This window comes from Rhodocyclaceae bacterium (assembly GCA_020248265.1).
GTDB lineage: Bacteria > Pseudomonadota > Gammaproteobacteria > Burkholderiales > CAIKXV01 > CAIKXV01.
The window spans coordinates 434,495-456,413 of record JADCHX010000011.1 but is presented as its reverse complement, the minus strand read 5'-3'; the positions used below and the strand labels follow the sequence as shown (position 1 = coordinate 456,413).

The window sequence follows — 21,919 nt, the reverse complement described above, 5'->3', positions numbered from 1 at the left end:
CAGGGCGAGCCTCCGATGGGCGCGCGGGCACATGCGATCGGCGAGGCTGGCGCCCGGTCAGACGCCGGGCCGGTGCCAGCCTTCCTGTTCGACCTCTCGCTGGCCGAGGCGCACGCCTGGGGCATGCTCGAACGCGGCGCAGCCGATCGACGTTCGCCCTGCCATGCGCCGTCGGTGGCCACCCTGTCGGACGAAGGGCCGCAGGTGCGCACGGTCACGCTGCGCCATGCAGACCGTGCGGCGGCCACCCTTCGCTTCAATGCGGACGCGCGCGGCGGGCTGGTGACACAGCTGATGGCCGATCCGCGCGCCGCGGTACATGCGTACGATCCGGCCGGAAAGACGCAGTTGCGACTGCGCACCGTCGCCGCCCTGCATCGCGGCGATCCGCTCGCGTTGTCGACGTGGCAGGCGACCAACCCATCGGCGAAGCGCTGCTACCTGGTGCCGCCACCAGGATCGCCCGCCGGCGTGCCTGCCAGCGGCCTGCCGGCACCGCTGGAGCGCCGCCGCCCGACCGACACGGAGAGCGACGCCGGATTCGCGCACTTCTGTGTCGTCGAACTGAAGATCGAGGCGATCGAATGGCTGCATCTGCATGCGATCCACAAGCGTCGGGCGCGCTTCGAGCGACAGGGGGAACGCTGGCAAGGGACCTGGCTGACCCCGTGAAGGGCCGGACATGAACGATCCGCATCTGACCCCCGCGACAACGGCGCGATCCGATCCGGCGACGGTCGACGACCACACGGTGTCGATGCGGGAGTTCCTCCGACTGTTCACAGCGCTGATGTTGCCGATGTTCCTCGCAGCGGTCGACCAGACGCTGCTGGCAACGGCGACTCCGGCGATCGCCGCCGACCTGGGCGGCCTGCGCGACACCACCTGGATCGCGCTCGGCTACCTGCTGGCCGTGACGATCATGGTGCCGACCTACGGGAGGCTCGGCGACCGTTATGGCCGACGCGACCTGCTGCTGGTCGCACTCGGCGTGTTCGCCGTCGGATCGCTGGCGTGTGCCCTGTCGCAGTCGATGGCGCAACTGGTGCTGGCGCGGGTACTCCAGGGCCTCGGCGGCGGCGGCCTGATGGTGATGGCACAGGCATTGATCGGCGAACTCGTGCCGCCCCGGGAGCGGCCCCGGTTCCAGGCGTACTTCGCGAGCATCTTCACTCTGTCGAGCGTCGGCGGGCCGGTGCTCGGCGGACTGGTCGTGAGCCAGTTCAGCTGGCGCTGGCTGTTCGCGGCAAACCTGCCGCTGATCGCATTCGCAGCATGGCGCGTCTGCACGCTGCCACGCGGCATACGCCATCCGGAAAGCGGCGGCGTCGACGACCGGACCGGCATGGTGCTGTTCGCGGTAGCGGCGTCGAGCGGACTGCTCTGGCTGACCTTCGGCGGGCACCGCTTCGACTGGCTGTCGGGCGCCAGCGCCGCGCTGATCGGCGGATCGGCGCTGGTATGGCTGTGGCTCTACCGACGCGAACGCCGCCTGGCGCAGCCATTCCTTCCGATCGAGATCCTGCGCATCCGCGGCGTGCTCGACATGTCGATCACCATCGCCTGCTTCGCCGCCTGCCTGTTCGCGACGATCTTCTTCCTGCCGATCTACCTCCAGCTCGGCCATGGTTCGACCGCCAACGAGAGTGGCCTGCTGCTGCTGCCGCTGACGCTTGGCCTGGTGGCTGGCTCGACGATCACCGGGCGCATCGTCTACCGCACGCGGCGTCCGTCGGCCACCCCGCCGATCGGGCTGGGCATCGCCGCGGCGTCGCTGGCGCTGCTGGGCCTCACGCCACCGGATCCCTGGGTGATCAGCATGCTCGGACTGTGCTGCGGCCTGGGGCTGGGCGGCATCATGCCGTCCGCGCAGGTCATCATCCAGCAGCTGTCGGGCCGCACGAAGCTCGGTGCCGGTGCCGCGACACTCGGCCTCGCACGCGTGCTCGGCGCATCGCTGGGCACTGCCGGATTCGGCGCGATCTCGTTTGCACTGCTGCAGGGCACCGACATCGACGCGATGCTGCACGGCGCCGCCGGCGACCGGGCACGGCTCGTCGACGGCTTCCACATCGGCTTCCTGGCGATCGCCGGCCTGGCGCTCGCCGGCGCGCTGCACGCACGTCGCCTACCCGACGTGCGACTCTGACCCTGGGGTCTGACCCCGGGGTCAGACCCCGAAGTCAGCTGATGGACTTGAAGCGGATGCGTTTCGGCTTGGCACCTTCCTCGCCGAGGCGCTTGCGCTTGTCTTCCTCGTACTCGTGGTAGTTGCCGTTGAAGAACGTCCACTGCGATTCGCCCTCGCAGGCGAGGATGTGGGTGGCGATGCGGTCGAGGAACCAGCGGTCGTGCGAGATGCACAGCACGCAGCCAGCGAACTCGAGCAGGGCCTCTTCAAGGGCGCGCAGCGTCTCGACGTCGAGGTCGTTCGATGGTTCGTCGAGCAGCAGCACGTTGCCGCCCTTGAGCAGCGTCTGCGCGAGGTGCAACCGGCCGCGTTCGCCGCCGGAGAGCTGGCCGACCTTCTTCTGCTGGTCGGCACCCTTGAAGTTGAAGCGGCCGCAGTAGGCGCGCGAGGGCATCTCGAAGCGACCGACCGTCAGGATGTCGGAGCCCTGCGACACCGCCTCCCAGACCGTCTTGTCGTTCTCGAGCGCATCGCGCGACTGGTCGACGTAGGCGATGTTCACCGTGTGGCCGATCTTCACCTCGCCGCTGTCGGGCTGCTCGCGGCCGGTGATCATCCGGAACAGGGTCGACTTGCCGGCGCCATTCGGGCCGATGATGCCGACGATCGCGCCAGGCGGGATCTTGAACGACAGCTTGTCGATCAGCATGCGGTCGCCGTAGCCCTTGCTGACGTCGATGAATTCGATCACCTCGTTGCCCAGCCGCTCGGCCACCGGGATGAAGATCTCGGAGGTCTCGTTGCGCTGCTGGTACTCGTATGAATTGAGTTCCTCGAAGCGCTGCAGACGCGCCTTGGACTTGGCCTGCCGCCCCTTGGCGTTCTGCCGCACCCACTCGAGCTCCTTCTTGATCGCCTTCTGGCGCGCGGACTCGCTGGATTCTTCCTGCTTCAGCCGGTTGTCCTTCTGCTCCAGCCAGGAACTGTAGTTGCCCTTCCACGGGATGCCGCTGCCACGGTCGAGTTCGAGGATCCACTCGGCGGCGTTGTCGAGGAAGTAGCGGTCGTGGGTGACGCCGACCACGGTGCCGGGGAACTTGGCCAGGAACTGCTCCAGCCAGTCGACGCTCTCGGCATCCAGGTGGTTGGTCGGCTCGTCGAGCAGCAGCATGTCGGGGCGCGAGAGCAGCAGACGGCACAGCGCCACCCGGCGCTTCTCGCCACCGGACAGGTTGGCGATCTTCGCGTCCCACGGCGGCAGCCGCAACGCATCGGCGGCGATCTCGAGCTGGTGCTCGGCGCCACCCGACCCGCCACCGCCGGCGATCAGCGCCTCGAGCGAAGCCTGCTCTTCTGCCAGCTTGTCGAAGTCGGCGTCGGGTTCGGCATAGGCCGCATAGACCTCCTCGAGGCGCTTCTTCGCGCCCTCGAGGTCGCCCAGCCCGGATTCAACCGCCTGGCGCACCGTCTGCTCGGGATCGAGCTTCGGCTCCTGCTCGAGGAAGCCGATCTTGAGCCCGGCGGCCGGCGTCGCTTCGCCCTCGATCTCCTTGTCGAGGCCGGCCATGATCTTGAGCAGCGTCGACTTGCCCGACCCGTTCAGGCCGAGCACGCCGATCTTGGCGCCGGGGAAGAAGGACAGCGAGATGTTCTTGAGGATCTCGCGCTTGGGCGGGACGATCTTCCCCACCCCATGCATCGTGTAGACGTACTGAGCCATTGCATCGCAGCCGTGAATGTGGACGAACGCGATTGTCCCACGATACGCGGGGGGCTTTCAGCCGGTGTGCTTGCCCACCGCCCAGCCCTTGCCAGCCAAGTGTTTCTCGCCCACTTCCAGCGGCTCCTCCTCGAGCGGCGTGGCCATCGAGTCGTTCCACCGGTTCATGAAGCCGAACAGCGCGACCGTGGCGGCGATCTCGACGATCTGCCCCTCGGTCCAGTGCAGCTTCATGCGGTCCATCAGTTCGTCGGTCACGTCGTTCGGCTGGGAGGCCGCCGCGATCGCGAAGTCGAGCGCCACGCGTTCGGCCTCGCTGTAGAGCGGGCTGGAGCGAAACGCCCAGATCGCATCGAACTTCGCTTCATCGATCCCGAGCCGGAGCGCCGCCCCGGCAGTGTGGGCCATTCAATAGTTGCAGCCGTGCGCCTTGCTGGCCATGTAGGACACCAGCCGCTTGAACGACACCGGCACTTCGCCGTCCGCCGCCCAGATCGACGAGGCCAGCCCGGCCAGCGCCTTCAGGATTGCAGGCTTGCGCTGCAGGATCAGCGCGCTGTTGGGCACGAACCCCAGCGCCATCCGGTAGCGGTCGAAGGACTCCTCGAGGCCGGGGACGGATCCCATCGGCAAGGGTGCAATGCGTGACATGGATGTACTCCCCCGGTGTTCTCGTTTCGCCGCGCCGGACGGCGTGGCTAGGCCCTGCCGACCTTGTCCTGCACCCGCTGGTCGAAACGCTCGACATTGACCACCACGCGGTCGTGCAGGCCGTCGCCGACCAGTTCCTTCTCGTCGTGCGCCTCGACCCGGAAGGTGATCAGCCGGCCCTCCACCTTGATCACTTCGGCAGTCGCCACCACCTTCATGCCGACCGGGGTCGCGGCGATATGCCGGATTTCGAGTCGGGTGCCCAGGCTCTGGTGCCCCTCCGGCAGGAAGTGCTCGGCGGCCTGCAGCGCGGCGGCCTCCATCAGGTTGACCAGGACCGGGGTGGCGAGCACCTCGACCTTGCCACTGCCCACGTGCGGCGCGGTATGCTCATGGGCGACGGTGATCTCGTGCCGTCCCTGACTGCCGGCCGGTACCTTCAGTTCGAATGCCAAGTCTGGTGCTCCTGGTTCCAGGTGGTCATCGCTGCCTGCCACGCTGTCGCGTTCATCGAAACCGCATGTTATCCGAAGGCCGGGGGAGTCCAGCATGGAACTGCTGCTGAAGCCGCATGTGAAGGACCTCGGCGGGTTCAGCGTCCGCCGCCTGCTGCCCGCGCAGGCGATACGTACGATCGGGCCATTCATCTTCTTCGACCACATGGGCCCGGCGGCCTTCGCACCGGGCGACGGCATCGATGTGCGTCCACATCCGCACATCGGGCTTGCCACCGTCACCTACCTGTTCGACGGCGCGCTGATGCACCGCGACAGCCTCGGCTTCGTGCAACGGATCGAGCCTGGCGCAGTGAACTGGATGACTGCGGGCGACGGTATCGTCCATTCCGAACGCAGCGACCCCTCCGATCGCGCCGCGGGTCACCGCCTGCACGGCATCCAGACCTGGATTGCCCTGCCCCGGGCCGCCGAACGCACCGCACCGTCGTTCGTGCATGTGCCCGCCGACCGCCTGCCGTCGTTCGAAGAATCGAGCGTGCAGTTGCGCCTGATCGCCGGCGACGCACTCGGCCTGCGCTCACCGGTGCCGGTGCATTCGCCGATGTTCTACCTGGCCGCCGTGTTCCGCCCCGGCGGCCGGTTCGTGCTGCCGGCCGAATACGCCGAGCGCGGCATCTACCTGGTCGAAGGCAACCTCGACATCGACGGCGAGGCCCTGCCGCCACAGCATGTGGCAGTAACCGCAGCCGGCCAGCCGGTGCTGCTCGAATCGCAGCAAGGCTGTACCGCAATGCTGTTCGGCGGGGCCCCGCTCGATGGCGAACGCTTCATCTGGTGGAACTTCGTCGCCAGTTCGCGCGAGCTGATCGAATCCGCGAAGGACCGATGGACCCGGCAGCAGATGGGGCAGGTGCCGGGCGAAACCGAATTCATCCCGCTGCCGGCGCAATGAGCCAGCACGCACCCGCCTCGAACGTTCCCACAGGCGCTGCGCCCGAGGCAGGCGCGGCCTTGTCGCAGCGGCTCACCCCCAAGGCGATCGTGCGCCACCTCGACCTCGAGGTGATCGGCCAGGACGACGCGAAGAAGACCCTGGCGGTGGCGATCTACTCCCACCAGCGCAAGATCGAGGCGGCACGCACGCGCGGGACGCCGCTGGCGAAGAGCAACATCCTGCTGATCGGCCCGTCGGGCACCGGCAAGACGCTGATGTGCGAGACGCTGGCGCGCTTCCTCGGCCTGCCCTTCGTGACCGCAGACGCCACCGCCATGGTGCAGACCCGCTATGTGAACGACGAGATCGAGGCGATCCTGCAGCGGCTGCTCGACCATGCCGACGGCGACCTCGCCGCCGCCCAGCGCGGCATCGTGTTCATCGACGAGATCGACAAGCTCAAGGCACGCGATGGCCAGCCGGCGGCCGTGTCCGGCGAATCGGTGCAGCATGCGCTGCTGCGCGTCATGGAAGGCGCGCTGGTACGCCTGCGCGGCAGCGACGCCGACGGGCAGGCGCGCTACATCGACACCACCGGCATCCTGTTCATCTGCGGCGGTGCCTTCGTCGGCCTGAACGACATCATGGCGCGCAACCAGAGCTATGGCTTCATCTCCACCACGGGCACAGACGATCGGACCATCCTCGATCGCCTGAATGCGCGGGTGAAGCCGACCGACCTGATGCTGTTCGGACTGATCCCCGAGTTTACCGGCCGCCTGCCGGTGGTCGCCCGGCTGCAGGACCTCGATCGCGCGGCGCTGGTGCGCATCATGACCGAGCCGCGCAATTCCCTCTACCGCCAGTGCCAGGCCGTTTTCGAGGCCGAGCAGGTAGCCCTGACCATCGAACCGAGGGTGTTCGAGGAGATCGCCGACCTCGCGCTCGAATACCGCACCGGCGCGCGCAGCCTGCGCGGCATCTTCGAAGAACTGGTGACCCCGATCCTGTACGTGGTGCCCGACCAGCCCGAGATCCGCAAGGTCACGATCACGTCGCTGTTCGCCGGGCCTACGGTCACGCGCGGCACCTGACGCGCCGGTCGTCCCCTACCGCGCCGCCCCGAACAGACCCTGCGCCGCGTCCAGCCGGATCCTCGCCTCGGCCAGGCCGGACAGCAGGTCGACCCTGACCAGGCGCTGCTCATGGTGGGTACGCATGGCGTCGAGCCATTCGAGGATGCTGGCCCGGCCGAAGCGATAGGCATCCTCGGACATCACCTGGAGCATCGGCAGGCGTGACGCGGCGTCGGCCTCGAACCGCTGCAGGGCTTCGCTGCGTCGCTGCACCACAATGGCGTAGCGGTCGAGGCTCGCGGCGACCTGGGCCTCGGCCAGCGTGCGCCGGAGGGTGGCCGCACGCGCCTCGGACAGCGCCTCTTCAAGCGGGCCGCGCCGGGTATCGAACAGCGGCACCTCGACCGACAGGCCGAGGAAGTTCGCGGCACCGTAGGGATCGCGGGTCCACATGCGGCCGATGCCCAGCGACGGCACCGGGATGCGGTCGCGTCGGGCGACTTCGATCGCTGCGGCTGCGGCTGCTTCCTCGCGCAGGGCGGACTGCACCGATGGATGGCCAGCGGCGAGCGCCGGGCGCAGCGCCGGGGCTGCACCGGACGGGCTGCCGGGCAGCGAGGGGCCGCTGCCGGCAGTGCCGTGGACCGGCATCCCGTCAGCGATCGGTGCCAGGCGGCCGGAGGCCTTCGGCGTCCAGCCCGGCACGCCGAGCAGCACCGCCAGCGCACCGGTGGCATCGGCGCGGTCGCCTTCCTGTTCGGCCAGCCGGGCCTGCAGCGCCGCACGCTCCATCTCGACGCGCGCCACGTCGTAGCGGCTGGCGAGGCCACTCGATTCGCGCGCCGCTACGATGTCGCGGATGCGGCCGATGCGCTCGATCGAATCGGTCAGCGCGTCGATGCGTTCCTGTACGGCGAGGATCGCCACGAACGCGACCGCCGCTTCCTCCGCCAGCTGGTTCTCGCCGACGCGCACCCGGGCGCGCGCTGCATCGATGAAGCGCTCCGCAGCCTCGATACGTGCGCGGCGCTGGCCGGCCAGCAGCAGCGGGAACTCGACCGAGGTGTCGGTCTGGTTGCGCCCGTCGAACATCGTGGCACTGCCGCCTGCCGGGCGGCTGCGGCCGATCGCGATCCTCGGATTGGGCAGCGCGCCGGCGGAGATGCGGCGGGCCTCGGCAGCGGACACCGCCTCGCGCTCGATCTGCAGGCGCGGACTGGCTTCACGCGCCAGCGCAAGAACGGCTGGCAGGTCGACCTGTGCCGGCAGGGCCGGCGCGACGGCCTGCGGGGCCTCGGCCGGGAAGGCAGGCTGCGGCGCGGCCAGCGCGGCCACGCACAGCGCAAGCAGGCAGAACATGCGCAGGGCCGGGCGCGGTACCGCCGCGGAAGGAACCCGCCCAGGCATCATGCGTCCTCCTGTTCCGGCGTCATCAGTTTCTTCGGCGTGAGCATCCGGTAGACCACCGGCAGCACGAACAGCGACACCAGCAGCGTCGTCGCCATGCCGCCCACCACCACCAGGGCGAACGGCCGCTGGGTCTCGGACCCGACGCTGGTCGCCACCGCCATCGGCATCAGGCCGAACATGGCCAGCATCGAGGCCATCAGCACCGGCCGCAGCCGCTCGACACAGCCCTCGACCAGCGCCGAGTCGAGCGCTTCCCCGGCCAGCCGGCGCGCCTCGGTCGCCCCGAGCAGCAGCAGGCCCATCAGCGACACCTGCCCGAGCAGCGTGATGAAGCCGATCGCCGCGCTGACCGACAGCGGCACGTCGGCGATCAGCAGAGCAAACGCACCACCGCTCTGCGCGAAGGGTACGGTCAGCAGGATCGCCAGCACCGTGCGCCCGCTGTTCATCGCGGCATAGAGCAGCGCCAGCACCAGCAGCACCGCCACCGGCACCACCAGCTTCAGCCGCGCAATGGCACGCTGCTGGTTCTCGAACTCGCCGCCCCACACGAAGCGGTGCCCCTCGGGAGGCTTGACCTGCTCGCGCACCGCGCGGATCGCCTCGGTCACGGTCGAACCGATATCCCGGTCCTCGATGTTGAACTTCAGCGCGAGGAAACGGGTGTTGCCCTCGCGGTTGATCTTCGCCAGGCCGGTAGTCGAGGTAATCGACGCCAGCTCGGACAGCGGGATGCGCGCACCGCCGGCACCGTCGAGGGTGATCGCGCCGATGCGCTCCGCGTCGTCGCGCGCGCCGATCGGAAGCACGACACGTACCGGCACCACCCGTTCGCCTTCCCAGAACCGGGTGACTATCTTGCCTGCGAGCGCGGTCTCGATCACCGTTTGCGCAGCAGCGACTTCGATGCCCGCCCGCGCCAGCGCCTGCCGGTCGAGCTTGATCTGCAGCTGCGGCGTGGTGGCGTCGCGGAACAGGTCGAGTTCGACCACGCCCTCGACCTTGCGCAGCACCGCGATCGCCTCGACCAGCGACGCGCGCATGGCAGCGAGGTCTTCGCCGAAGATCTTCAGCACCACCTTGCCGCGCACGCCGCTGACCGCTTCCTCGACGTTGTCCTTGATCGGCTGCGAGAAGTTGTAGCGCACGCCCGGGATCTCCGCGAGCGAGGCGCGCATCTCGCGGGTCAGCGCCGTCTTGTCGATGCCCTTGCGCCACTCGCCACGCGGCTTCAGCCGTACGTAGGTCTCCGACGCGTTGACGCCTTCGTTGTCGGTGCCGTCCTCGGGCCGTCCCTGCGCAGACAGCGTCTCGCGTACCTCGGGGAACTTCATGATCCGGCTGCGCACCTCGGCCAGGATCTCCTGCCCGCGCTGCAGCGACACGCTCGCCGGCATCTCGACGAACACGGTGAAGTCGCCCTCGTCCAGCTCGGGCAGGAACTCGGTGCCCACGCCCTTGCCCGCCAGCACGCCACCACCGAGCAGCACCAGCGCGAACACCAGGGCCACCCAGCGCCGCTTCAGCAGCCAGCGCAGCAGGCGGCGGTAGCCGTCGGCCAGCGCGACCTGCCAGCGGGGCTCCTGCTTGTCCGCGTCGGACGGACGGAACGCGAACGCGCAGAGCGCCGGCACCACCGTCAGCGCGAACACCAGCGCACCGAGCAGGGCGAACGCATAGGTCAGTGCCAGCGGCCGGAAGATGCGCCCCTCGACCGACTGCAGCGTGAACACCGGCAGCAGCGCGACGATGATGATCAGCATCGCATAGAGGGTGGGCTTGCCGACGTCGATCGCCGACTGGATGACCACCCGGATCACCTCGCGCCGGTCCTTCGGCCGCTGGTGGCGCAGCGCATGCTGCACGTTCTCGACCAGCACCACCGCGCCATCGACCAGGATACCGAAGTCGATCGCGCCCATCGAGATCAGGTTGGCCGGCAGCCCGAGCGCATGCAGCCCGAGGAAGGCCGACAGCAGGGCGAGCGGGATGACGACGGCGACGATCGCCGAGCCGTAGATGCTGCGCAGGAACAGCCAGACGATCGCCACCACCAGCACGAAGCCGTGCAGCAGGTTGGTGTGCACCGTGGCCAGCGTCAGGCCGATCAGCGTGCTGCGGTCGTAGGTCGGCTCGATCTTCATGCCCGAGGGCAGGATCTCCTCGTTGAGCTGGCGCACCTTCTGGTGGATGCCGTCGAGCACCAGCGACGGGTTCTCGCCACGGCGCATCAGCACGGTGCCGATCACCACGTCGGGCTTTTCGTTCCAGCCGACGCTGCCGCGGCGCGGGGTATGCGACTGCTTGACGTCGGCGATGTCGCCGACGGTGATCGGGCTGCCGCCCCGGCTGCGCAGCACGATGCTCTTGATGTCCTCGGCGGTCTCCAGGAAGCCGAGGCTGCGGATGGTCAGCTCCTGCTCGCCGCGGCGCAGGAAGCCGCCGCCCACATTGCTGCTCGAGCGCGACAGCGCGTCGTCGAGTTCGACCAGGGTGATGCCGGCGGCATGCAGGCGCGCCGGGTCCGGCTCGACATGCACCTCCTTCAGGTAGCCGCCGAAGGACACCAGGTCGGCGACCCCCTGCACCTGGCGGATCACCCGTGTCACGGTGAACTCGAGTTCGGAGCGCAGTTCGTACAGGTCGTGCCGGTCGCTGGTGATGCGGAACTGGTAGACCTGTCCGAGCGGGGTCGCCTCGGCGGCGAGCTTCGGCTGCACCTGCTCAGGCAGCTCCACCTGGGTCAGCCGCTGCGCGACCAGCAGCCGGGCGTTGAAGGGATCGGCACCGTCGCGGAAGGTCAGCGTCACCAGCGACAGGCCGAACAGGCTCTGCGAGCGGATCAGCGTCATGCCCGGCGTACCGTTGAGCACCCGCTCGACCGGCACCGTGATCAGACGCTCGATCTCGGGCGCGGCATAGCCGGGCATCTGGGTGATCACCGTCACCTGGGCGTTGGTGACGTCCGGGAAGGCCTCGATCGGCGTGTCGAGGTATGCACGCACGCCGAAGGCGGCCACCACCAGCGTGAAGAACACGGCGGCAATGCGCCGGTGGACGCAGGCCTCGATCAGGAACTTCAGCATCGTGGCCTCAGAGCAGCAGCTCGGCTTCGCCGTCGAGCAGCAGCGCGCCCTTGACGACGATCCGTTCGCCGACGCTCAGGCCCTCAAGGATCGCGATCCGGCCACCGGACGAGCGCCCGGTTCGCACCTCGCGCACTTCGAACTTTCCGTCCGCCCGCTGCAGGTACACCACCCGCCGGTGGCCGTCCTTGATGAGCACCGCGGATACCGGCACCGACAGGCCGTCGCGCGAGCCGGCGAACCGGACCTCGGCCAGCATGCCCGGCGTCAGGCTTGCCGGCGGCACCTTCAGCGCGATGTAGACCGGTAGCCGGCGGCTGGTGGCGTCCACCGCGGAACCGATACCGTCGACCACGCCCTCCAGCGTGGCATCGATCGCGGGCACGCGGACCCGGACCTGCTGGCCGGCGGCGATGCGCGCCACCTCCGGCTCGGGCACTTCCGCCACCACCCAGACCCGGCCCGGATCGGCCAGTTCGACCAACGGCTCGCCGCCCGGCTCGGCGATCGCCCCGGCCGAGGCGCGCACCGAGACAACCACGCCGGCCGCCGGTGCACGCAGGATCACTTCACTGCCCTGCCCGCCGCCGGCGAACGCGATCGCACGCCGGGTACGTTCAAGTTCGGCGCGTGCCTCCTTCGCCCGCGCCTCGGCCTCGACCCGCTCGACCTCCAGGCCGACGCCGCGCGCCATCATCTCGGTCTGGCGGCGTAGCTGGTCCTCGGCGGCACTGGCGCGAGCGGTGGCCTGCTCGAGCTGAGAGCGTGCGGCGGAGGCATCGGCGCTCTGCAGCACGACCAGTGGCGCACCGGCCCTGACCCGCTCGCCCGGCCGCACCGAGACCGAGGTGATCCGACCCGAGAACGGCGCACCGAGACTCGACAGCGCCTGCGGCCGGTAGGCCACCCGCCCGGGGACTGCGGCAGACGGGGCATCGCCGCCGCCGCCGACCTCCTCGATCTTGAGGAACCCGATCTGCTCGGGCGTCAGTATCGTCGCCTGCCGGTCGCGGGCTGGTGCCGGGATCTTGGCCACCGGCGCCTCCCGGCAGCCGGAGGCTGTAAGCAGCAGGCCTGCGACCAGTGCGGCACCGAGGCGCCGGGCGGGGCAGGATCTGAGCGGGAGCGCGATGTCGCCGGATGAGCCTGGGATGCAGCGGTGGATCGACAGCATGGATGCGGAATGACCGGCTCTGTTACACGTTCAAGACGTATACAGGTGCCTCCTTTCGCCAAGCTTGCAGGCTTCGGGGCCTCCTGCCCGGGCGGACCGGACCGCTCAGCCGCCGGGTATCCAGTCCAGCCCCGCGACCTGCCCCACCGTGACCGGCAGCACCGGTGCGCGAACACGGTAGCAGCCGACCTCGGCCGGCGGCCGGTGCTGCGTCGCCGCGATCAGTTCGGTTACCGTGAGCCCGCACAGTCGGCCCTGGCACGGACCCATCCCGCAACGGCTGAAAGCCTTCATCTGGTTCGGTCCGGCCACGCCGCCGAGCGCGAGCCCCCGCAGTTCGCCAGCCGTCACTTCCTCGCAGCGACAGACGATCGTGTCGTCGCCTGCCGGCACGCGCAGGGCGGGTGGAGGCTGGTACAGCCAGTCGAGGAACGGCCGCACGCTCCAGTGCGCCCTCAGCGCACGCCGAGCCAGCCGGGCGCGGCGGTCGCGCTCTGCGGTGTCGATGCGTCGCTGCTGCCACGCGACCGACAGACCGGACAGTTCGCCGGCACAAAGGGCCGCCTCGGCGCCGCCGATACCGGCGCTGTCGCCTGCCACCAGCACGCCGGGCAGCGTCGTGTTGCCCCAGATGTCGACCACCGGGCGGAAGCACCGCTGTGCGGCATCCCAGTACTGTTCCATGCCGAGCGACTGCCAGAGGCTCGCGTTCGGCACCACACCCTGGTGCAGCAGCACGGTCCGCGCGGCGATTCGATGTTCGCGTCCGCGGCTGCGAAAGGCCACGGCCTCGGCCCGTTCGCTGCCCTCTATCCGCAGATCGGTCGCCGACGCGAAAGCCGGCACGCCCGCGCGGCGCAGCGCTCCGAGCAGCGACAGTCCCCTGGACAGGTAGCCGGGCGCCAGCAGTGCCGGCAGCAGTCGTGCTGCCGCCCGCAGACGGTTTCCGGCCGGCACGGTGCCGACGACCGCAGCCGGCTTCACGCCGGCGCGCATCAACTGCACGGCGAGCAGCAGCACCAGCGGTCCGGAGCCCACCAGCACCGGCGGTGCCGCGGGTACCATCGCCGCCGACTTCATCAGCACCTGCGCGGCACCGCAGGTCAGGACGCCAGGCAGCGTCCAGCCGGGCAGCGGCATGGGGCGTTCGCAGGCGCCGGTCGCCACCAGCACATGGCGCGCGGCGATGTGGTGGGTGCCGCGCGCGTCGGTATAGAACAGATGGCGGTCTGCGCCGGTGCGCCGACGCTCGTCATGTACGGCCTCGTCGTCCGGACCGGTATCGATCGCGCCATCGGTCGGCAGCGCCAGCGGTGCCGGCGGTTTCGGCACCGGCAGCGCGAGTTCGACCTGCCAGACCCGTGCGCCGGGCCGGTAGTCGGCACCGCAGCCGCGGAACCGCTGGGCGAACGCGAAACCGTCCGCATACTCCGTGCCGAACAGGAAGAGATCCTGGGGCCGCCGCGTGGTGATCGCCTCGACATTGCGCCACACCTGCCCGCCCGGATCGGGCTGTTCGTCGAGCACGACGGTACGCAGCCGGTGCCGCCGAGCCTCGAGTGCCGCAGCCATCCCCGCCGGGCCGGCGCCGACGATCGCGAGGTCGAAATGCTGTTCGCTCATCGGGTCGCGCCGCCAGCCGCGGTGCGGTAGCCGACCTGGCAACGGACGATCATCCCGGCCTCCGCCACCACCATGCATGCCTGCTGGTTGGGCACGCCGTCGATCTCCACCAGGCATTCGAAGCACACGCCCATCATGCAGTAAGGCGCACGCGGGCTGCCCGACAGGCCGCTGAGGCGCGAGACAGCACCGCACTGGAGCAGCGCGCTGGCCACCGGGGCACCAAGCGGCACGGTACAGGGCTCGCCATCGACCGACAGCGTGACCCCGGGCCGCTGCGGATCGACGTCGTCGTCACGCAGGCTGCGGAACATGCGCCTCCTTGTCTGAGCTGCCTGGCGCAGGCGCAGCGAAGCGGACCGCCGAGCAGTGCGCATACTGCGGCGGCAGGCGGCCGCGTGCGATCGCAGCGGCGACGCCATACACATGCACTGCGGCCAGCGTGACACCACTGTGACAGGACACCGCCCAGGCTCCCGGATGGGTTGGCGATGCCTCGTAGACCGGCAGACCGTCGGGCGTCATCACCCGCAGCGCCGCCCAGCTGCGCACGATGCGCAGGTTGCCGATGAACGGAAAGGTGTCGACCGCGCGCCGCGCGATCGCGCCCGAATTGCCGACGGTCACCCGGTCGTCGAAGCCAGCCTCCTCCTGCGACGACCCCAGCAGCAGACCGCCCTCGTCGGTCTGCCGGATGTCGGCGGTCGGGAATGACAGCACCGGCTGCACCTTCTCGGTGACCAGGATCTGCCCGCGCACGGGCCGTACCGGGCAGCGGATGCCGACCATCCGTGCCAGCCGCTCGTTGCCGAGCCCGGCAGCCAGCACGACCTGCGGTACCCAGGCGCTGCCCCAGGACGTGCGTACCTAGAACCCGTCGCCACCGACCACCGGATCCACCGCCTCGACCGCAGCACCGAACCGATGCGTGGCGCCGAGCGCGATGGCCGACTGGTAGAGCGCCCGCAACAACCGCAGCGGATTCACATGCCCGTCGTAGGGCGTGTACGACGCCCCGACCACCTTCGGTCCCAGCGCGGGCCCGCCGCACAGACGGCGATCGAGGCTGCCGCGGTCGAGCATCTCGAATTCGAAGCCGAAGTCCCCCGCCTCGGTCTGAATCCGGCGCATCAGGCGCGCGCGAGCCTCGAAGGCAGCGACGTCGAAACAGAAAGAAAAGCCGCCCGGCTGCTGCAGTCCCGTATCGATGCCGCTGGCATCGCGCAGGCCGCGCGCGAGGTCGCCCCACTGCACGGCCGACTCACGAGTCAGCCGGTGGTATTCCGGCACGCCTGCACCCTTGTCCTGCACCCAGACCTGGCCGAAGTTGCCACGCGCCGCACGCAGCGCAACGTCGCCTTCGTCGTGCACGACGACCCGGCGGCCCTGGCGGGCAAGCCCGTAGGCAATCGACCATCCGACCAGGCCACCGCCGACGATGGCGAACTCGGGCCGGCCAGCCGCAGTCGCGCTACCGAAGCCCACCGTCAATCCACCGTCGCGCCCGTTTCTCGGACGATACGGCTCCAGAGCGAGACATCGGCCGCGATGATCGCGCCGAACTGTGCAGGCGTGGTCACCAGAGGCTCCGCGCCCTGCGCCGCGAACCGCTCGACGATGTCGCGCGATACCAGCAGACGATTGATGTCGGCATTGATGCGCGTGACTACCGACGGTGGCATGCCCGCCGGCCCGAGGACGCCGAACCACGGCGTGACGTCGAACCCGGGGAACCCGGACTCCGCGATGGTCGGCACATCCTTGAGCAGCGCGGCCCGACGCCCGCTGGTGACGGCGATCGCGCGCAGCGACCCGGCCTTCAGGTGGCCGATCACCGACGGCATGCTGGCGAACGTGAACTGCACCTGCCCGGACAGGGTGTCGGTGATCGCACCGGCCGCACCCTTGTAGGGGATGTGCGTGAACTGGACCTTGCCCGCGCTCGCGAGCATCGGGCCCAGCAGGTGATTGACCGTACCGTTGCCAGCCGAGCCGAAGCGCACATCGCCGGGCTTCGCGCGTGCGAGTGCGACCAGTTCGCCGATACTCTTCACGGGCAGGGGACCGTGCACGGCGACGACAAACGGTACGCTGGCCAGCGTGGCCAACGGAGTGAAGCTCTTCTGCGGATCCCAGGTCAGCCCCTTGTACAGGCTCGGGTTGATCGCATGGGTGCCGACGAAACCGAGCAACCAGGTGTAGCCGTCCGGCGTGGCCTTGGCGACAAGATCGTTGCCGATGTTGCCGCCGGCACCCGGACGGTTGTCGACGAGTACCTGCTGGCCCCAGCCATCGGCCAGTTGCTGGCCGATGATGCGCGCCAGCGCGTCGGAGGCACCGCCTGGCGTCTGCGGCACCACCAGCCGGATCGCACGTGTCGGCCACGCCTGTGGCTGCGCCGCGGCAGGTGCGGCCGCCGGCACCTGCGCCAGCAACGGCAGGGGCGCGCTGCCGATGGCAGCCGCCAGGCAGGCAGCAGCTACGGTCCGGCGATATTGCGTTCGATCTCGGGGCATTGAATCCTCCTGGGTCCGACTGGGTCCGCCTGGGCCGGGCTGTACGGCATAGCCCGCGACATTCAGCGCGGACGGTCGCCGGCGAGGGTGATCCGGTGCATCACGCGCCGGAACCCGTGGTAATCGTTGACCGGATTGTGCTGCACGCACCGATTGTCCCAGATCGCGATCGAACCGGGCTGCCAGGCGAACCGGCAGGTGAATTCCGGGCTGACCTGGTGCGCAAACAGGTAGTCGAGCAGCGGCGCGCTCTCCGCCTCCGTCCAGCCCGCGAAACGCGCGGTGTGCGCGACATTCACATACAGCGCGCGGCGCCCGGTCTCCGGATGGGTGCGCACCACGGGATGCTCGGCGACATACTCGCGCCGCGCGTCTTCGCGGCCGCCATCGCGGATGCGATCCTCGCGCGTGCGGCTCACGTCCGCCTTCGACGAGCTCGACACGCCGGCCAGCGTCGCCAGCGTGGCCTGCAGCGCCGGCGAGAGCGCATCGAGGGCACGGTACTGGCAGGCGAACAGGGTGTCGCCGCCGAACGGCGGCACTTCGCGCGCGATCAGCATCGAGGCCATTGGTGGCTGCTCGAGGTAGGTAGTGTCGGAATGCCAGATACCGCCGAAGTTGCTGCGCTCGTGCTCCAGCTTGACCACCGGGGTGATCATCGGGAAGCCGTCGATCCCCTTGATGAACGGATAGTCGACCGGCTGGCCGAACCAGCCGGCCAGCCGGAGGTACTGCGCAGGCGACAGCGGCTGGTCACGGAAGAACAGCACGCCATGCGCCAGCCAGGTCCGGCGCAGCGCGGCAATGACCTCGGGCGGCTGGTCGCTGCACAGGTCGATGCCGTGCACCTCGGCGCCCAGGGCGCCGGCCACGCGGCGCACCTCGAGACCGCCACCCTCGCACATCGCCAAGGCCTCGCTGCCGCAGCCAGGTTCAGCCGACCGGGTTGGTCAGCGTGCCGATCGGCTCGATCGTCACCGCGACCACGTCGCCCGCCTGGAGGTACTTCGGCGGATTGAAGCCGATGCCGACCCCGGCGCAGGTGCCGGTGGCGATCAGGTCACCGGGCTCGAGCGTCATCAGGCCCGAGATCTCCTCGATCAGCGTCGGGATGTCGAAGATCAGGTCAGACACCGGCGCATCCTGGCGCAGTTCACCGTTGACCCGGGTCTGCAACTGCAGCTTCGTCACGTCCGGCACCTCGTCGGCGGTGACGATGCACGGGCCCATCGGGCAGAAGCCGTCGAGGCTCTTGCCCAGGAACCACTGTTTGTGCCGGTGCTGCAGGGTACGCGCGGTGGCGTCGTTGATGATCGTGTAGCCGTACACATGCCTGAACGCATCGGCCTTTTTCACGTTGCGCGCGACAGAGCCGATGACGACGGTCAGCTCGCCCTCGTAGTCGACCGAATTCGTCGGGTCGTTGGCGCTGGGAATCGCATCGCCCGGCCCTGTCACCGAGTTCGGCCACTTGGTGAAGATGATCGGCACGTCCGGTATCGCATCCTTGCCGGCACTGGCGTCGAAGCCCGACTGGTGGAATTCCTTTGCATGCTCGTGGTAGTTCTTGCCCACGCACAGGATGTTCTTTGCCGGGCGCGGAATCGGCGCGAGCAGGCGCACACGGTCGAGCGCGATACGGCCGCTGCCCGAGGCGACAGCGTTGCGCGCAGCATCGAGGGCTGGTGCACCGGCTGCGATGAACGCACCCATCTCGCGCGGCAGCGACGGCGCCGCCACGGACAGGTCGGTGATCGACTCGCGTGCATCGTCGAGCACACCGATACGGATGCCGGCGGCGTCGGAAAAAGTCACCAGTTTCATGAAGCTCTCCTTGTCGATATTCGTCCGCAGGCCGGTCAGGCTGGCGCGCGTTCGTTCGCCGCGCGCGCCCACAGGTAGACCGGGATGCCGGCCAGCAGCACGCCGACCGCGATCAGGCCGTTGAACTTCGCGTAGTTGATGCCCGACCAAAGCATGTACGCGCAGAACACGCAGAACAGGACAGGCACCACCGGGTAGAAGTGCACCGCGTACGAGTTCACCGGCTTGCCTTCGCGGGCGCGGAAGATGAACAGTGCGATGCCGTTGAGCAGCATGAAGGTCCAGAACACCGGTGCGGTGTACTCGACCAGCACCTTGAAGCCATCCTTCTGGATGGCGCCGAACACCACCAGCGCCAGCGCAAGCACTGTCTGCACCAGAAGTGCATTGGCCGGCGTATTGCGGCCTTCGTTCCAGCGGCCCATGAACGAGAAGATGCGGAAGTCACGCCCGAGCGCGTAGTTCGTGCGCGCACCGGTGAAGATCGTCGCGTTGAGCGTGGTGCCGATCTCGGTCAGGATGACGATCGTGATGATCACCGCGCCGGTGGCGCCGGCGACAGCCTTCATCATGTCGGTGCCGACCGCGCGGCTGGCGCGGATGCCGTCGATGCCCAGCACGTTGAGGTAAGCCAGGTTGAGCAGCAGGTAGATCACCGTCACCACCGCCAGCCCCATCAGGAACACGCGCACCATGTTGCGCTTCGGGTCCTTCAGTTCCCCGGACAGGTACACCGTCTCGTTCCAGCCACCGTAGGTGAGCATCACGAAGACGAAGGCAAAGCCGACCGCGGCATTGGCCGGGTCGAATGGTTTGGACAGGGCCGGGATCGGACCCGTCGGCGTCACCGTCAAACCGAGCACGATGATCACCGCAAACGCGCAGACCAGCGTGACGGTCAGCACGTTCTGCAGCCACGTACTCTGTTTCGTGCCGAGGTAGTTGATGAACGAGAGCGCGACGATCAGGATCGCCGCCCACAGCGGCTCGCTCAGTGCCCCGAAGTTGGCCCAGCCGAAGCCGTCGAACGCCGACAGGCGTGTCATGTATTGCGCGAACAGATAGCCGATCGCCGCGATGATGCCGGCCTGGATCACTGTCAGCCGCCCCCACGCGAACAGGAAGCCCAGCCCCTTGCCGTAGGCGCGGGAGAGGAAGTTGTACTCCCCGCCGGAATCCGGATAGCGACCGGCCAGTTCGGCATAGCAGAGCACGCCGAGCAGCGACACCAGCCCGCCGACCACCCAGAGCGCGATGTACCAGCCGGCATCGGGTGAGTTGAGCGCGACCAGCCAGGGCGTGCCGAAGATGCCGACGCCGATCACCATGCCGACCATCAGAGCGGTGGCATCGAAAACCGACAGGGACTGCCGGGGTGCTGCCGAGCCTTGCGACATGCCGTTCCTTCCTTCTGTGGGTCGTGGGGCGGTGGTGGCCGCGGTCCCTGCCCGGGTGGGTTTGAGGGTTGACTGGTTCCAGGGTGGAGTGCAGGCGATGCGCGGCGATCAGCCGCGCATCGCAGTGAATGGCATCTGACGCCGGGATTTCCCGATGCCGACGGTGACCAGACCAGCGATGGTATCGCCTTCGACCCTTCCTTCGAAGCGGTGCGCGCGTTCGGCATCGTCGTGCTCGATCGGCGAAGCGTCGCCGCCGGGAACGTAGGTCAGGGTGAAGCCGATCCGCTCGCCGTCGAGGCGCCCCTCCCACAGCCGCGCCGTGCGGCTGCCGATGGTGGCCGAGCCTTCCAGCTTCTGGAAGCGCTGGCGCAGCGCCAGGTCGAACCGGCGGTCGCCCGCATCGACACGCCACTTACCCTCGACCCGGGCCGGGATGATCCACAGGTAGAGCGTCTTGCCGACGACCAGCCGGCGGTCGGGCTCCCAGTCGTCCATGTGGAAGTCGTGCGACACCACCCGGGTGCCCGGCTTGAGTTCGGCCAGCAGCTTCGGCCGCAACCGCAGGTTGACCGCGGTCAGCAGGTACATCGTGACCACCGTCGCCTTGCTGAAATCGGCGGCGAAGATGTTCTCCTCGCGAAACTCGACCAGTTTCTGCACACCTGCCGTGCGGGCGTTCACGCGCGCCTCGGCGATCCGCTGCGGATCGATGTCGAAGCCGATGCCACGGATGCCGAATGCACGCGCGGCCGTCACGACGATACGGCCGTCGCCCGACCCGAGGTCGATCAGGAAGTCATTGCCGTCGACGGCAGCCAGCCGCAGCATCTCGTCGACCACCAACTGGCGGGTGGGTACGTACGGCACGTCGAAGCGCTGCTGCGCGATGGCACGGGTCGGCAGCAGCGCAGGCAGCACTGCCGGCAGCAGCAAGGCGCGCGACACAGCGCCCGACACCGATGCCATCGCCGTCCCGGCGAGGCTGGCCGCCGCGCCACCGAGCAACCGCCGCCGCAAAACGGTCACGGCTTCTTCGGCAGGCGCACCGCAGACCAGGGCGCGCTCATCGGTGCGGCGTTGTCGCCATTGACCATGCGCACCGTGCCCTTGATCGCATTGCCCGCGACCCGCCCGCTGTACTCATGGCGGATGCGCAGGCCACCGGCGTCGCCGATCACGGTGAACGAGATCTCCTCGCCGCGCAGGCGCGCATCCATCAGCCAGTAGGGGTCGTTGTCGATCTTCACCGGGCCGCTGATCATCTGGAACTGCTGCCGCAGTTCCATCGTGAACTCGGGCGTGCCCTTCCCGACCGGCTGCCGCCATGCCCATTCGCCGTCGACCTTCGCCGGCACGATCCACAGGTAGATGCGCGTCCAGCCGCGATCAGCGCGTGCGTCCGGCATCCACTCGGCCATGTCGAAGTCGTGCGACACGACGCGCGTCCCCGGCCGCAGTTCGGACAGGATGCGCGGCCGCAGCTTGAGATTGACCGTCGGCAGCAGGTACATCGTCAGCACCGTCGCCTTCGACAGGTCGGTCTCGAACAGGTCGCGCTGGTAGAACGCCACCCGGTCGGCCACGCCCTCCTTCTCGGCATTGCGCAGCGACAGCTTCCAGCGCTCGGTGTTCAGCTCTACGCCGAAGCCGGTCGCGCCGAACTGCTTCGCCGCGTTGATCACGATCCGGCCATCGCCGGAACCGAGGTCGATCAGATAGTCCTTGGGGCCGACGCCGGCCATGCGCAGCATGCGATCGACCGTCTCGTCGCTGGTCGGTACGAACGGCACGTCGAGCGGCCGGTCCATCGGCTGCGCCAGCGCCGGCAGGGCGACCGCGCCTGTACCGGCGAGCAGCGCCTGCAGGATGCGACGGCGCGCAGTAAGGCCTGGTCCTGTTGCGTGCATGTCCATGGT

The 21,919-nt window shown here is 68.9% G+C and carries 18 protein-coding genes and 1 pseudogene; 4 read left to right on the top strand and 15 right to left on the bottom strand.

The annotated features are described in order from the left end of the window. Nucleotides 1-15: 15 nt before the first annotated feature. Together ING98_13065 and ING98_13060 are read left to right on the top strand one after the other, a co-directional pair. Nucleotides 16-672: a pyridoxamine 5'-phosphate oxidase family protein gene (locus ING98_13065; GenBank protein MCA3102798.1), complete on the top strand. Its 657-nt coding sequence runs from the start codon at nt 16-18 to the stop codon at nt 670-672. A 10-nt stretch (nt 673-682) separates the two neighbouring features. Further along, on the top strand, nt 683-2,149 hold the full coding sequence (locus ING98_13060; GenBank protein ID MCA3102797.1) for an MFS transporter: 1,467 nt from the start codon (nt 683-685) through the stop codon (nt 2,147-2,149). Between the two features lie 34 nt (nt 2,150-2,183). Here ING98_13060 and ettA read toward each other — a convergent pair whose 3' ends face one another. The 3 genes from ettA to ING98_13045 are packed head-to-tail and all read right to left on the bottom strand — an operon-like array spanning nt 2,184 to nt 5,053. Beyond that, nucleotides 2,184-3,851 carry an energy-dependent translational throttle protein EttA gene (gene ettA, locus ING98_13055; GenBank protein MCA3102796.1) on the bottom strand — a complete coding sequence of 556 codons (1,668 nt, stop codon included), beginning with the start codon at nt 3,849-3,851 and terminating at the stop codon, nt 2,184-2,186. Nucleotides 3,852-3,908: 57 nt separating this feature from the next. Beyond that, nucleotides 3,909-4,502: a carboxymuconolactone decarboxylase family protein gene (locus ING98_13050; GenBank protein MCA3102795.1), complete on the bottom strand. Its 594-nt coding sequence runs from the start codon at nt 4,500-4,502 to the stop codon at nt 3,909-3,911. 47 nt (nt 4,503-4,549) lie between these two features. Continuing rightward, nucleotides 4,550-5,053: a thioesterase family protein gene (locus tag ING98_13045; protein MCA3102794.1), complete on the bottom strand. Its 504-nt coding sequence runs from the start codon at nt 5,051-5,053 to the stop codon at nt 4,550-4,552. Between ING98_13045 and ING98_13040 the strand changes: the two genes are divergently transcribed. Both ING98_13040 and clpX read left to right on the top strand, forming a co-directional pair. Beyond that, nucleotides 5,052-5,912, top strand: coding sequence for a pirin family protein (locus tag ING98_13040; GenBank protein ID MCA3102793.1), 861 nt, complete (start codon nt 5,052-5,054; stop codon nt 5,910-5,912). The genes ING98_13045 and ING98_13040 overlap by 2 nt on opposite strands. Next, nucleotides 5,909-6,988, top strand: a complete 1,080-nt coding sequence (gene clpX, locus ING98_13035) for an ATP-dependent Clp protease ATP-binding subunit ClpX (protein ID MCA3102792.1) — start codon at nt 5,909-5,911, stop codon at nt 6,986-6,988. The genes ING98_13040 and clpX overlap by 4 nt, the downstream gene beginning before the upstream one ends. Nucleotides 6,989-7,003: 15 nt before the next feature. On the opposite strand, the gene ING98_13030 is transcribed toward clpX, so the two are convergent. The 12 genes and pseudogenes from ING98_13030 to ING98_12975 form a co-directional block, all read right to left on the bottom strand. After that, a complete protein-coding gene (locus ING98_13030) occupies nt 7,004-8,380 on the bottom strand; it encodes a TolC family protein (protein MCA3102791.1) in 1,377 nt (458 codons plus the stop codon). Further along, nucleotides 8,377-11,466: an efflux RND transporter permease subunit gene (locus ING98_13025; protein ID MCA3102790.1), complete on the bottom strand. Its 3,090-nt coding sequence runs from the start codon at nt 11,464-11,466 to the stop codon at nt 8,377-8,379. Before ING98_13025 ends, ING98_13030 begins: the two co-directional genes overlap by 4 nt. Nucleotides 11,467-11,473: 7 nt before the next feature. Then, nucleotides 11,474-12,502: an efflux RND transporter periplasmic adaptor subunit gene (locus ING98_13020; protein ID MCA3102789.1), complete on the bottom strand. Its 1,029-nt coding sequence runs from the start codon at nt 12,500-12,502 to the stop codon at nt 11,474-11,476. 243 nt (nt 12,503-12,745) lie between these two features. Next, nucleotides 12,746-14,263 carry an FAD-dependent oxidoreductase gene (locus ING98_13015; protein ID MCA3102788.1) on the bottom strand — a complete coding sequence of 506 codons (1,518 nt, stop codon included), beginning with the start codon at nt 14,261-14,263 and terminating at the stop codon, nt 12,746-12,748. Beyond that, the gene (locus ING98_13010; GenBank protein ID MCA3102787.1) at nt 14,260-14,577 is read right to left on the bottom strand and encodes a (2Fe-2S)-binding protein; all 318 of its coding nucleotides are present in this window, start codon (nt 14,575-14,577) and stop codon (nt 14,260-14,262) included. Before ING98_13010 ends, ING98_13015 begins: the two co-directional genes overlap by 4 nt. Continuing rightward, nucleotides 14,558-15,748 (bottom strand): annotated as a pseudogene (locus tag ING98_13005) (FAD-binding oxidoreductase). The gene ING98_13010 and the pseudogene ING98_13005 overlap by 20 nt, the downstream one beginning before the upstream one ends. A 2-nt stretch (nt 15,749-15,750) precedes the next feature. After that, entirely contained in the window at nt 15,751-16,779 is a 1,029-nt protein-coding gene (locus ING98_13000) for a tripartite tricarboxylate transporter substrate binding protein (protein MCA3102786.1), read from the bottom strand. Nucleotides 16,780-16,841: 62 nt separating this feature from the next. After that, nucleotides 16,842-17,684: a TauD/TfdA family dioxygenase gene (locus ING98_12995; GenBank protein ID MCA3102785.1), complete on the bottom strand. Its 843-nt coding sequence runs from the start codon at nt 17,682-17,684 to the stop codon at nt 16,842-16,844. A gap of 28 nt (nt 17,685-17,712) precedes the next feature. Further along, nucleotides 17,713-18,603: a fumarylacetoacetate hydrolase family protein gene (locus tag ING98_12990; GenBank protein MCA3102784.1), complete on the bottom strand. Its 891-nt coding sequence runs from the start codon at nt 18,601-18,603 to the stop codon at nt 17,713-17,715. Between the two features lie 35 nt (nt 18,604-18,638). Then, nucleotides 18,639-20,000: an APC family permease gene (locus ING98_12985; GenBank protein MCA3102783.1), complete on the bottom strand. Its 1,362-nt coding sequence runs from the start codon at nt 19,998-20,000 to the stop codon at nt 18,639-18,641. A gap of 108 nt (nt 20,001-20,108) precedes the next feature. Further along, the gene (locus ING98_12980; GenBank protein ID MCA3102782.1) at nt 20,109-20,969 is read right to left on the bottom strand and encodes a class I SAM-dependent methyltransferase; all 861 of its coding nucleotides are present in this window, start codon (nt 20,967-20,969) and stop codon (nt 20,109-20,111) included. A 56-nt stretch (nt 20,970-21,025) separates the two neighbouring features. Further along, nucleotides 21,026-21,910 (bottom strand): class I SAM-dependent methyltransferase, encoded by an 885-nt coding sequence (locus tag ING98_12975; protein ID MCA3102781.1) that lies wholly within the window; start codon nt 21,908-21,910, stop codon nt 21,026-21,028. Between the last annotated feature and the right edge of the window lie 9 nt (nt 21,911-21,919).